This is a genomic window from Arthrobacter sp. Leaf337 (genome assembly GCF_001423745.1).
In the GTDB taxonomy this organism is placed as follows: Bacteria; Actinomycetota; Actinomycetes; order Actinomycetales; family Micrococcaceae; genus Arthrobacter.
Genome location: NZ_LMPC01000006.1, coordinates 85,423 through 98,197, shown reverse-complemented (window position 1 = coordinate 98,197; position 12,775 = coordinate 85,423). Strand labels below are relative to the sequence as shown.

8 protein-coding genes are annotated in these 12,775 nt (G+C 68.2%); 5 read left to right on the top strand and 3 right to left on the bottom strand.

The annotated features are described in order from the left end of the window. Positions 1-237 precede the first annotated feature (237 nt). From ASF98_RS06655 to fdhF, 3 genes are all read left to right on the top strand, one after another. Positions 238-1,752 carry an MFS transporter gene (locus tag ASF98_RS06655; RefSeq protein ID WP_082506743.1) on the top strand — a complete coding sequence of 505 codons (1,515 nt, stop codon included), beginning with the start codon at positions 238-240 and terminating at the stop codon, positions 1,750-1,752. A gap of 75 nt (positions 1,753-1,827) precedes the next feature. Further along, positions 1,828-3,513, top strand: coding sequence for an NAD(P)H-dependent oxidoreductase subunit E (locus tag ASF98_RS06650; RefSeq protein ID WP_055799240.1), 1,686 nt, complete (start codon positions 1,828-1,830; stop codon positions 3,511-3,513). After that, the gene (gene fdhF, locus ASF98_RS06645; RefSeq protein ID WP_055799474.1) at positions 3,510-6,203 is read left to right on the top strand and encodes a formate dehydrogenase subunit alpha; all 2,694 of its coding nucleotides are present in this window, start codon (positions 3,510-3,512) and stop codon (positions 6,201-6,203) included. The genes ASF98_RS06650 and fdhF overlap by 4 nt, the downstream gene beginning before the upstream one ends. Here the strand turns inward: fdhF and ASF98_RS06640 are convergent. Both ASF98_RS06640 and ASF98_RS06635 read right to left on the bottom strand, forming a co-directional pair. Next, complete coding sequence (locus ASF98_RS06640; RefSeq protein ID WP_055799237.1) at positions 6,200-7,510, bottom strand: hemolysin family protein; 1,311 nt, start codon at positions 7,508-7,510, stop codon at positions 6,200-6,202. The genes fdhF and ASF98_RS06640 overlap by 4 nt on opposite strands. A gap of 42 nt (positions 7,511-7,552) precedes the next feature. Continuing rightward, positions 7,553-9,277, bottom strand: a complete 1,725-nt coding sequence (locus ASF98_RS06635) for a RecQ family ATP-dependent DNA helicase (protein ID WP_082506742.1) — start codon at positions 9,275-9,277, stop codon at positions 7,553-7,555. Positions 9,278-9,571: 294 nt separating this feature from the next. Between ASF98_RS06635 and ASF98_RS06630 the strand changes: the two genes are divergently transcribed. Both ASF98_RS06630 and ASF98_RS06625 read left to right on the top strand, forming a co-directional pair. Next, positions 9,572-10,957 carry a GmrSD restriction endonuclease domain-containing protein gene (locus ASF98_RS06630; RefSeq protein ID WP_055799469.1) on the top strand — a complete coding sequence of 462 codons (1,386 nt, stop codon included), beginning with the start codon at positions 9,572-9,574 and terminating at the stop codon, positions 10,955-10,957. A 45-nt stretch (positions 10,958-11,002) separates the two neighbouring features. After that, complete coding sequence (locus tag ASF98_RS06625) at positions 11,003-11,698, top strand: excalibur calcium-binding domain-containing protein (protein ID WP_055799234.1); 696 nt, start codon at positions 11,003-11,005, stop codon at positions 11,696-11,698. Positions 11,699-11,834: 136 nt separating this feature from the next. Here ASF98_RS06625 and ASF98_RS06620 read toward each other — a convergent pair whose 3' ends face one another. Beyond that, complete coding sequence (locus ASF98_RS06620; RefSeq protein ID WP_055799231.1) at positions 11,835-12,728, bottom strand: potassium channel family protein; 894 nt, start codon at positions 12,726-12,728, stop codon at positions 11,835-11,837. Positions 12,729-12,775 lie beyond the last annotated feature (47 nt).

Below are 12,775 nucleotides of genomic sequence, written 5' to 3'. Positions count from 1 at the left end.
GCGTTTTGTAGCCTTCCTGCTCGAACAGCACCGTGATCGTGTCCTCCTCATGCGGCGTCGTCGTAATCCTCTGCGTAGCCGAGCATCATCTAGATAACGTGCGCGGGTCATTGAGGAGGGCGGGCAGCGGTGGGAAAATGGTCGGAGCACCGCACGTGAGCCGCAGTGGCTCCTCTCGACAGTTCGGCACGCTTGCCGGGCACCTGGGTTTGGCCGTTTGGTGGAAGGGCCGCAGCTATGACCGTTCAACGCCCGAAGAAGCGCCGCCTCCGCGTCACGGACGTCAATGTCGTTCACCATCCCACCCTGAGGAAGGCGCTGGGCGGCACCATCGTCGGCAACACCATGGAGTGGTACGACGTCGGGGTGTTCGGTTATCTGATCACCACCATGGGCCCGGTGTTCCTGCCCGAAGCGGACAAGGCCGTGCAGAACCTTTTCCTGCTGGGTACCTTCGGTGCCACGTTTATTGCCCGGCCCCTGGGCGGCGTCTTCTTTGGCTGGCTGGGTGACAAGATTGGCCGCCAGAAGGTGCTGGCCATGACCCTGATGCTGATGGCGGCCGCGACGTTCGCCGTCGGCCTCCTCCCGGGCTACGCGGTGCTGGGAATCTGGGCCGCCGTCCTGCTGGTGGTCACCAAACTGGTGCAGGGCTTCTCCACCGGCGGCGAGTACTCCGGAGCCACCACGTTCGTGTGTGAGCATTCCCCGGACAAGCGCCGCGGTTTCTTCGCCAGTTTCCTGGACATGGGCAGCTACCTGGGCTTTGCCCTGGGAGCGGCGCTGGTCTCGGTCCTGCAGCTGACCCTGGGCCAGGACCAGATGGAGGATTGGGGCTGGCGCATTCCCTTCCTGATTGCCGGGCCGCTCGGCATTGTGGCGATCTACTTCCGGATGAAGATCGAGGAATCACCCGTCTTCCAGGCAACCCTGGAAGCGGAACAGGAATCAGCCCGGCACCCTGAGACGGGGGAGGTGCTCGGCGCCATGGGCCCGGCAGGAATTTTCAGGGCCTACTGGCGCAGGATCGTGCTGGCCATGATCCTCGTGGCGGCCGCCAATACGGTGGGCTACGCACTCACCTCCTACATGCCGACGTACCTGACCAGCAACAAGGGGTACGACGAGATCCACGGAACGCTGCTCACCATCCCTGTCCTGGTGGTCATGTCGCTGTGCATCCCGCTCACCGGCCATCTTTCGGACAGGATCGGACGCCGCCCCGTGCTGTGGATCGGCGCGGTCAGCACCGTGGTCCTGGCCATCCCCGCGTTCAGCCTGATCGCGGTGGGAACCGTCCCGGCCACCTTCGCGGGCCTGGCCCTGGTGGCCTTCCCCGTCACGTTCTACGTGGCCAACCTCGCGTCTGCCTTGCCGGCACTGTTCCCGACGGCCCACCGTTACGGGGCCATGGGCATCGCCTACAACTTCGCTGTCGCCATCTTCGGCGGCACCACCCCGTTCATCATTGCCTCCCTCATCCAGGCGACCGGCAATGACATGATGCCCGCCTACTACCTGATGGCCACCTCGGCGATCGCCGTGGTCACCATCTACTTCCTGCCGGAATCCGCCCGCCGGCACCTGCCCGGGTCGATGCCCAGCGTGGACTCGGACGAGGCAGCCCGCGAGCTGGTGGCCACCCAGGACGAGAACCCGCTGCTGGACATGGACACTTTGCCTTTTGACAGCAGCTACGAGGCTGCGCGGGCGTCGCACGCGGGCCACACGGGAACGACGCCGGGCGGTTGAGCTGAGGGGATTATTTGGCCATGCGGGGACTTTCGACTCTTCCCCGCACGGGCCGCTCAGGCGAGGGTTGGACGCATGCAGGAACCCAGCGCCGAACCTCAGGGCCGGCGGGACCGGAGCAATGACGATCCGTTCCTCCGGTATGCCAGACGCTTCGACCGGCCGATCGGCGACGTTCCGGACGCGCTGCGTTCCTCGCGTGCCGCCCCCGCTGACATTGCCCGCACGCTGGGCCTGCCCGCGGCAGCGGTCGAAGGTCCGGCAACCTTCTTCGCCGACTTCACCGCGACCCGCGGAGCCCGCCACGTCCGGGTCTGCGCAGCGGCAGCCTGCTTCGCCGCCACCGCTGGAACGCACGTCGCGGAGGTAGAGGCGGCACTCGGAGTGCACGCCGGGAGCCGGAGCGAGGACGGCTCCGTCTCGCTCCAGGCAGTGCGCTGCCTGGGCTACTGCTTCTCCGGTCCCGCAGCACTGGACGGCGTCGACGCGCTGGCCGGGCCCGGCCTGGCAGCACAACTGGGTGGATCCGCCCCGCGGACGTCTCCGCCCATCCCGGTGGCCTGCGACACCGGAGTCCCTGTGGTGACCGCCGGGCTACTCGGAGGCTCGCAGCCGTGGTCGGTATGGCCCGGCGTCGCTGCCTCGGCAAACCCCGAGGACGTTCTGGCCGAAGTCGAGGCCGCGCAACTGCGAGGGCGGGGCGGGGCAGGTTTCCGTGCCGCCGCGAAATGGCGGGCCGCGCTTGAGCACCCTGCCCCCCGGGTGGTGGTGGCCAACGGTGACGAGGGGGACCCCGGGTCCTATGCCGACCGGCTGCTCATGGAGGAGGACCCGCACCGCGTGCTTGAGGGCCTGGCCCTGGCCTGCTTCGCCGTCGGTGCGGCCACCGGCATCGTGTTTGTCCGCTCGGAGTATCCTCGCGCGGCCGCCCGGCTGCGGGAAGCCGTGGCCCAGGCGCGCACTGCCGGGCATCTCGGCCCGGACGCGGCGGGCAGTGGTTTCAGCCTGGGCCTGCACGTGGTTGAAGGTGCAGGCTCTTACGTCTCCGGTGAGGAAACGGCCCTGCTGAACGGGCTCGCGGGACTGCGCGGCGTCGTGCGTTCCAGGCCGCCGTTCCCCACCGGCCGGGGACTCCACGGCCGGCCTACTGTGGTCAACAACGTGGAAACGCTGAGTGCTGTTCCGTGGATCGTGCAGCATGGGGGAGCAGCGTACGCCGCCTTGGGCACCGCGGACGAGGCCGGCACCGTGCTCGCGTGCCTGTCGGAGAGGTTCCGTCGGCCCGGCGCCTACGAGGTGGAGATCGGCACGCCGGTCCGGCGGATCGTCGATGACCTCGGGGGCGGGCTTCGCGACGGGGCGACACTGCGGGCCCTTCAAATCGGCGGGCCCCTGGGCGGCTTCCTCGGCCCCGAAGACCTCGACATCCCGCTCAGTGATGATGCGCTGTCCAAGCACGGGGCCGCCCTCGGCCACGCAGGGATCGTCGCCTTCGATGACAGGCTCACGGGCGGGCAGGTGCTGCAGAACCTGTGGGACTTCGCCGCGGAAGAGAGTTGCGGACAGTGCTCGCCCTGCCGGGTAGGGTCGTGGCGCGGCCGTGGCCTGGCGGAGCGGCCGGATGGCCCTGCCGTCAGTCGTGAGCGCGGCGAGGTGCTGCGCACCATGGCGGCGGGCAGCCTGTGCGCCTTCGGCCGGCGGGTGCCGGCGGCGGTGCAGAGCCTCGCCCGTGTGTACGGGCTGGCGGGGTGGACGCCATGAAGCTCCTGGTTGACGGCCGCGAGGTCGAGGTCCCGGCCGGAGCCACACTGCTCGAGGCCGTGCGGGCGGCCGGCCTGGCCCTTCCAACGTTGTGCCATGACGACCGGCTCAGCACCGTGGCCTCCTGCCGGACGTGCCTGGTGGACATTTCCGGCCGGGGCCCCGCCGCCGCCTGCAGCACCCCGGCCGAGGACGGGCTGCGCATCGGCGTTGAGACGTCCCGGGAGATCCGGCGTGATGCCCTGCAGGCCATCGTCGCGGGGCTGCCGGCCCGGGCGCTGGATGTTCCGGCCGACCGCAGCGAACTGGCCAGGCAATGCGCAGAGTACGGGGTGGCTGCCACCGCTGGTTCCGTCCTGCCGCCGGAGCGCGGCGTTGACCACTCCCATCCGTACGTCAAGCTCGACCGAGATCTTTGTATTGCCTGCGGGCGGTGCGTGCGCGCCTGCGCGGAAATCCAGGGCACGTTCGCCCTCACGCTGGTGGGCCGCGGAGCCGGGACGGTGGTGGCGCCCGGGACGGGCGGTCCCTGGGTGGAATCCGATTGCGTCTCATGCGGGGCGTGCGTGGACACCTGCCCCACCGGGGCACTGTCTGAACCCGGGCTGCTGAATCTGCTGCCGATCGAACGGCAGACCCTAACCACGTGCGGCTACTGCGGCGTCGGCTGCAGCCTCGAGGTCTCCACCCGCGACAACGAGATCATGACCATCCGGCCCGCCGGTGAGGGCTCGGTGAACCGTGGACACGCCTGTGTCAAGGGACGGTTTGCCCACGGGTTCCTCGGTTCCGCCGAACGCCTGACAACCCCGCTGATCCGCCGGAACGGGACGCTCGCCCGGGCCACCTGGGACGAGGCCGCCGGGTATGTGGCCGCAAGGCTTACCGGGATCCGGGACGCGGACCCGGACGGATTCGCCGTGATCTCCTCGGCCCGGGCCACCAATGAGGAGAACTACCTGGCCCAGAAGTTCGCCCGGGCCGTCATGGGGACCAACAATGTGGACAACTGCTCCCGGCTCTGCCATGCCCCCTCCGCGGCCGGTCTGGCCGCCACGTTCGGCCTGGGCGGCGGGACGAACCCGTTCGACGACCTGGACCGGTGTGACGCGATCCTCCTGGTCGGCGCGAACCCGACGGCCGCCCACCCGGTGGTGGGCTCCCGCATCTTCCAGCGGGTCATGGACGGCGCCCGCCTGGTGGTGGTTGATCCCCGGCTAACCTCGCTGGCCCGGCACGCGGACGTCCACCTTAGGCCCCGGCCGGGAACCAACGTGGCTGTGTTCAACGGCCTGGCGCACGTCCTGGCCCGGGAGGGGCTGGTGGACGAGGCCTTCCTTGACGCGCACACCAGCGGCTACGGGGAGCTGCTGGGGCTGCTCGGGGACTACCCGCCGGAGCGCGTAGCCGGGATCTCCGGTGTCCCGGCAGACGATCTGGTGCGGGCCGCCGTCGTGTACGGGCAGGCACTGGCGCCGGCCATTTTCTATGGCCTCGGCGTGACCGAACACCGGCACGGCACGGACGGTGTCCGGACCTTGTCCAACCTGGCACTCCTGCGCGGCGCCGTCGGGCCGGGCACCGGCGGAGGGGTGAACCCGCTGCGCGGGCAGAACAACGTCCAGGGCGCCTCGGACATGGGGGCGCTGCCCGACCTGCTGCCCGGGTACCAGAAGGTCCTGGACCCTGCAGCGCGTGCCCGGTGCACCGAGGCCTGGCGGGCCGATGTGCCGCCGCTGCCCGGGCTCCGCATCCCGCAGATGTTTGCGGCCGCCCGCGGCGGGACATTGAAGGCGCTGTGGGTCATCGGCGAGGATGTGCTCACCACCGACCCGGACAGCACGTCGGTGCGGGCGGCACTGGCGGCCTGCCCGCTGGTGATCTGCAACGATTTGTTCCTCTCCGCGACGGCCGCCGCCGCGGACGTCGTCTTCCCGGTGGCAGCGTGGCTGGAAAAGGACGGCACGTTCGTCAATTTCGACCGGCGCTTCCAGCGGGTCCGGGAGGCGGTGGCGCCCCCTGCCGGTGTCCGCACCGACTTCGCGGTGCTGCACGCCGTCGCGGCCCGGATGGGGGCAGACCTTGGGTGCGCCACACCGGCGGAGGCTATGGCGGAATGCGCAGCGCTGGCGCCGCTTTTTGGTGGTATCTCGCACCCGCGCCTGGACCGGGAGGGGCCGCTGCACTGGCCGTGCGGATCCGTCGATTCCCCCGGGACGCCACGCCTTTACCAGGACCGCTTCGCCACGCCGGACGGCCTGGCGCACCTGGCGGCCAGGCCCTACCTACCTCCGGGCGAGCAATGCGACGCGGACTTCCCGTTTTTGCTGATCACCGGGCGGCGGGCAGAGCACTACAATTCCGGCAGTATGACCCGCCGCACCGACAACCTGCGCCTGCTCGCCCGGGAGACGGTCGACGTCGAACGCGGGGACGCTGCTGCACTGGGACTGCACGACGGCGACTTGGTCCGGTTGGGCAGCCGGCACGGGACGGCCATCCTGCAGGCCAGGATCACGGACGAGGTGGAACCGGGCCAGGTCTTCGCTGGCTTCCACTTCCCTGGTGCCGCGGTCAACGGTCTCACCTCCCCGGTGGAGGATGAGGTCACGGGGTGCCCCGAATACAAGCTGACTGCGGTCCGCCTGTCCGGAGCCGCTGACGGCGTCCACACGGCAGGCGGTCACTAGTCCGAGGACAGCCCAACTGTCTTCCCGTCCGCCGGCGTCACCCTGATCCTCGCGATGCGGAGCCGGTCCATCGCCAGGACCGTCAGCACGTGGCCCGGCACCTCCACCCGGTCCCCAACCCGCGGCAGCCGGCCCAGTCGGTCGATCACGAACCCGGCCACCGTCTCGTAGTGTCCTTCCGGGAGGGCGATGCCGGACGCCGTCGCGAATTCCTGGAGAATCAGGCCGCCGTCGACGTCGAGGGAACCGTCGGCCAGGGTGACGCGGTCCTCGTGGTCGGCGCCGGTGTCGTACTCGTCGTAGATTTCGCCCACCAGTTCCTCCACCAGGTCCTCCAGGGTGACGATGCCGTCCGTGCCGCCGTACTCGTCCACTACCAGCGCTATGTGATGGCCAAGCCGGCGCATCCGGGACAGGGTGGGCAGCACCCTGTTCGTCCCGGGAAGCGGGAGGATCTCGCGGACGATGTCCTTCACCAGGCCCCGGTCAAAATCGACGTCGCGGGGCATCAGGTCACGGATGTGGACGAAGCCGAGGACGTCGTCCGGAGTCCGGCCGATGACGGGAAAACGTGAAAACGGGCCGTCCCGCACCATGCTGCGTGCGTCCGCAATAGTCATGGTGCCGTCGATGAAGGTCACCTCGGTGCGGGGGCGCATGACCTCCTGCAGCGTGCGGTCCCCGGCGCCGAAGACGTCGCTCAGGATGTTGCGGCTGTGTTCTTCCAGCATGTCGCTCTCCGCCACCATGTCCCAGAGTTCCTCGGAGCTGACGCTTTCCTGTTTGGCGTGGGGATCACCGCCGAACAGCCGCACCAGTGCATCGGTGGACGCGGACAGCAGCCAGATGACCGGGCGCATGATCTGTGAGAGGACGATCAGCGGCGGGGCGAGGACCTTCGTGAAGCCGACGGCGCTCTGCATGGCCAGCCGCTTGGGCACCAGTTCGCCCAGCACCAGGGAAAGGTAGGCCACCAGCAGCGTCATGCCGATGAAGGCCGCCGGTTGGGCAGCGGCGCCGAAGCCCGCGCCTTCCAGGATGGGCTCGACATCGGGCGCAATGGTGGACGCCCCGTAGGCGGCGGAGAAGAAGCCGGACAGGGTCACGCCGATCTGGACAGTGGACAGGAACCGGTTGGGGTTCCGGGCCAGTTCGGCGGTCCGGGCCCCGCCTTTCCCCGACTTTTCGATCTGGCGCACCTGGCTCTCGCGCAGGGACACTAGCGCCATCTCGGTACCGGCAAAGACGCCGCCCAGCAGCACAAAAAAGAGGACCAACAGGAAATTGACCAAGGTGACGCTGTCCATGATCCGACCCTACCGAACAGCGCCTATATCTGACCGGCCCCGTCACGTCGCCAGCGTCAGCAGCTTCCCGTCCGTCACGGCCTGGCGGGACAGCGTTTTGTAGCCCTCCTGCTCGAACAGTACCGTGATCGTGTCCTCCTCATGCCGCATCACCAGGCCCGGCCCCCATTCCTTATGCACAGCTGAGGCCTGGAGCGGAAAAGGGTCACCGCCCGCGGCGGCCGCGGCGGCGTCGTCGTAATCCTCTGCGTAGGCGGAGCCGTCGCTGCAGGTATCGCAGTTGCCGCACGGCTCAGGGAGGTCCTCGCCGAAGTAGCCCAGCAGGAACTGGCGCCGGCAGGCGTCGGTCTCGGCGTAGGCGCGCATCATCTCGATGCGGGAGCGGTCCACCCGCTGGCGTGCTTCCGCATGTTCGACGGCGCGTTCCACCACCGCGGGCAGCTTGGCGCCCGCGTCCAGCCGGACGCCGCGCTTGCCGGTGCGGACGGCGCGGGTTTCCTGCAGCTGGTTCAGCACTCCGGTGAGCCTCCTCGGGGAGAATCCGGTCTGCTCCGCGAGGGCCTTCTGCTTGACCGGCCCGCCGGCGGCGCGGAGTGCTTCGAGGACGGTCATGAGCGATTCCTCGTCCGGGGTGTGGGTGCCGAAGAATGTGCGCAGGCCCAGGTCCTCGGAGCGGTAGTGGAGGACGGCGGCGGCCTCTTGCCCGTCTCGCCCGGAGCGGCCGATCTCCTGGTAGTAGCTGTCCAGCGAATCGGGAATGTCGGCGTGGATGACGAAGCGGACATTGGGTTTGTCGATGCCCATGCCGAAGGCGGTGGTGGCTACAACGACGTCGAGCCCGTCGTCGAGGAACTGCTCGTGCACGCGGTCCCGCTCGCTCTGTTTCCGGCCGGCGTGGTACGCCTCGGCGCGCAGGCCCAGGGCGGTGAGTTTGGCGGCGTAGGCCTCGGTGTCCTTGCGGGTGGCGGCATACAGGAGTCCGGGGCCCTTGAGTTCGGCCACCTGCGTGATCACGGCTCGGCGCTTGTCCTTGTCTTTGTGGTGGCGGATGACCTCCAGCCGGATGTTGGGCCGGTCGAAGCCGTGCACCAGGACCAAGGGGTCTTTCATGCGCAGGCGCTGCTGGATTTCGTCGCGCACCGGGGGAGAGGCGGTGGCGGTGAGGCCGACCACGGGCGGGTTGCCCAGCTGCTCGCGGACCTCGCCGAGGCGCAGGTAGTCGGGGCGGAAGTCGTGGCCCCAGGAGGAAACGCAGTGTGCCTCGTCCACCACGAACAGCGGGACGTCCAGGGCCGCGAGCCGCTCGACGGTTTCGGTCTTGGCGAGCTGTTCGGGGGCGAGGAAGACGAAGTCGGCGTCGCCGTTCTCTGCGGCTTTCCAGGCATCGTTGATTTGGGCATCGCTGTGGCCGGAGTTGATGGCGACGGCGGCCTTCCCGCCGAGCGTTTCCAGCAGGCCGTCCAGCTGGTCCTCCTGCAGGGCGATGAGCGGGGAAACCACGACGGCGGGACCGCGCCCTGGGCTGTTTCGGTGCAGTTGGAGGGCGGCCACCTGGTAGATGGCGGACTTGCCGTAGCCGGTGGGCATCACGGCGAGGACGTCCCGGCCGGCAGTGAGGGCGCGCATTCCGGCCAGCTGGCCGGCGCGGAGGCGCGGGAGTCCGAAGGTGTCTGCCGCGAGCCGGCGGAGGCCGGCGTCGGGATCCGGGGTGGTATCAGTGCCCGGGAAAGTGTCAGTGGGGATTGCGGGGGCAGGGGCCTCGGTCATGATGGCAGCTCCGTGGGGTGCGATCCGGCGGCCGGGCGTCTTCAGCCGAGGGTGCCAGCATAACGCGGCGAGGGCCCCGCTGGCTGGGGCTGCCGTAGCTACACTCTGGATCACCGAAAACCCGAATGTTACAAACATCCTTGGGATTAGCTCAAGGCTCCATCAAGGTTGGGCGAAGATCTCCGCAGATTCCCGGTGTGCCGGACAACGGGGAAATACGATCCTCAGGAGTAAGCATTTCGGCTTAAGAAAAAAGGCCCGGCTATTGCCGGGCCTTTATTTATGGGGGCAATATTGTCGAATTACGAGACCCTTTTCGGTCCGGCACCTACCAGCGCGGGCCCCGGCCCGAGGCCGCCGCGCAAGCCGCGCGTTTCCACTTTCGTAGTCAGCGGGCTCACGGCCCTGTTCATGCTCATCGGGTCGTTCAGCAGCGGGCTTGGGGGAGCGCTGATCTTCCTAGCCATCTCTGCCGGGCTTACCGGCCTCTACGTCCTGGCGACCGGCCGCCGGTCCTGGGCGCGGCTCCCGGCCAAGCGGAAGGCGGGTGCCGTTGCGCTTGCCCTCTCGTTTGCACTGTTTATCGCCGGTGCCGTCGCGGTGCCGCGGACTTCCACAGGGGAGCTGGAGGCCGCCTCATCTGAGAGCAATGCCTCGTCAGCCACAGCAACTGGGAGCCCGACAGCGAAAGCCACGGTGACGCCGTCGTCCGCTCCCACCGCCCAGGAGACGGGCGCTCCGCTGGACCCTGACAGCCCATACCTGTTGGCGCAGGGCGCCAGCGTCACGGCTCCGAAGACGCAGCCTGCCTTCGCCACCAAGGCGATCGACCTGCTGGCCGCCCTTCCCATCAAGGGCAGGGCGCCGAAGACGGGCTATGACCGCGCACTGTTCGGGCAGGCCTGGGCGGACGTTGACCGCAACGGCTGCGACACCCGGAATGACATCCTCAAGCGCGACCTTACGGGCATCACGTACACCAACAGCGTGCCCTGCAAGGTGCAGTCCGGGACGCTGGCGGACCCGTACACGGGCACGAGCATCAAGTTCCTGCGGGGGAGTGCCACCAGCAGCGCCGTGCAGATCGACCATGTTGTGGCCCTGAGTGACGCCTGGCAGAAGGGCGCCCAGCAGCTGACCACGGAACAGCGGACAGCGTTCGCCAATGATCCGCTGAATCTGCAGGCGACGGACGGTCCCACGAACATGAAAAAGGGCGACGGCGACGCCGCCACCTGGCTGCCGCCGAACAAGGCCTTCCGCTGCGAATACGTTGCCCGCCAGATCTCCGTGAAGGCAACCTACAGCCTGTGGGTTACCCAGGCGGAGCATGATGCCATGGCGAGGATCCTAGCCGACTGCTCGGGCCAGCTCGCGCCGACAAACGAGAAGGCGCCAGTGGCCGCAGCTCCGGCACCTGCGCCTGCCGCCGTTGCGCCCGCCCCGTTTGTGGCGGTGCCGGCCCCGGCAGCGCCCGCTCCGGCTGTCGTTGTCCCGGCACCGGCTCCTGTTGCTCCCGCGCCAGTAGTCCCGGTTCCTGTTGCGCCGGCTCCGGCTGCCGCGTACTACGCCAACTGCGCTGCGGTGAAAGCCGCAGGTGCCGCGCCGCTTTATGCCGGGTCAGCGGGCTACCGCCCTGCGCTGGACCGCGATTCCGACGGCATTGCCTGCGAAAGCTAGACCAGCTCCATCACTCCACAGTTTCAAACTTTCCAAGGGGGAAAAATGAAGAAGACACTGGCACTTGTTGTGCTGACCGGGCTCATGCTGACCGGATGCGGTGGCAAGCAGGCGGCATCGTCCGCAACCGCCGTTGCAGACGTCTCAGACGCTGTCACGGTTCCAGGCGTGATGGGCCTGACCCTGGATAAAGCCACGGATCAACTGGAAGACCTAGGGCTCAAGGTCAAGGCGGAGGACACCGTGGACGGCAAAATGATCATGTCCAAGAAGAACTGGCAGGTGACGTCCCAAGACCCAACGGAGGGCACGAAGGTGGCGAAGGACTCCACCGTTCACCTCGGCGTCAAGAACCTCGAAAAGGAGGCGGCGGAAAAGGCCGCCGCGGACAAGGCGGCCGCTGAGAAGGCTGCGGCGGAAAAAGCTGCTGCGGACAAGGTTGCGTCGGACAAGGCTGCAGCGGATAAGGCGGCGTCGGACAAGGCTGCAGCGGATGCTGCTGCAGCGAAGGCGGCCGCCGAACAAGCGGCGGCGCAGCCGGTCGTCCCGCAGGCACCGGCACCTGCGCCGGTTGCTCCCGCTGCGCCCGCACCTGCGCCGGTCGCCCCGGTGCCGGGCACCGCCTACTACGCCAACTGCACCGCAGTCAAAGCAGCAGGAGCAGCGCCGTTGTATGCCGGGCAGCCTGGCTACAGCACCAGCCTTGACCGCGATCGCGACGGCGTTGCCTGCGAGAAATAGGTTCAGGCGCTGTGAAAGCCGCGGATACCTTCTTCCGGAGGTATCCGTGGCTTTTCAGTGTTTTCGACGCCGTTCGGTGGCTGGCCTGTCGAAACCGCGCTGAGGGTCGCCGTTGACGACACTCGGCACCGTGCCGCTACTTCGTGTCCGGCTCCCCACGCCGCACGTGCCGGTGGTGCAGCTCGTAGCTGTCGAACACATCGGAGGACGTGGTTCCTGCATGGCCGAATTTGCCGCGAAGGACGTCGGCGAGTCCATCCAGGGCCGCGTGGAGCATCCGTCCGGCGAACTGGAGTTCAGGGCTCTCGCTGCTCTGGGCCTGGGATGCCAGCTCCTGGGCGTAGGCCACCGTGGCGGGTAAGGAGCCGCGCTGCTCGATTTCACGGAAGTAGTAGGTTTCATGGAACGCGAGCAGGTCTATGCTCACCGAAGCCACGTTTCCGGCAATTGACTCCAGCAGCCCGGCTGCGTGACCGGGATCCAGTGCCAGCACACCTGCCGGACCTGCGGCCTCCCGGAACAGGGTCAGCTGGTGGGCAAGTGCCCGGCGGCGGTTCAGGGCCGGGAACGTCTGCAGGATCCAGGTGACCGTTGCTGTCAGCAAGCCGAAACCGGTGACGGCTTGGAGGGCAACAACCAGCCTTAGCACCGGATGCGCTGCCACGATGTCGCCGAACCCCACGGTGGAAAGCGTGACCAGGGAGATGTAGAGGGCTTCGGCAAAGTCGGCCCGGAGCGGAACCCCGGCTCCGTAAACAAACCCGTCGGTTAGATGGGGCAGGTAAAGCAGGGCCCACCCGATGGCCGCCAAGGCCGCCCAGGTGCCAATGACTGCAGCCATCGCCAAGGGTGCTGCGATGAAGGAGCCCCGGCCCCGCAGTTTTCTCGAGACAAGCCAGAATCCGCGCATGATCGCCCGGCCCAGAGGACCGGAACCATGCGGGTAAAGGAGCGTGCGAAAGACGTCGACGAGCATCAGCAGAACCAGCCCGGCGCCCAAAACCGTCCAGAGCGTGTCCTCGATGTCCATGGCCTCATCTTAGGGGCGAGTGCTTCCTGAAGAGCAGTTAGCGTGCA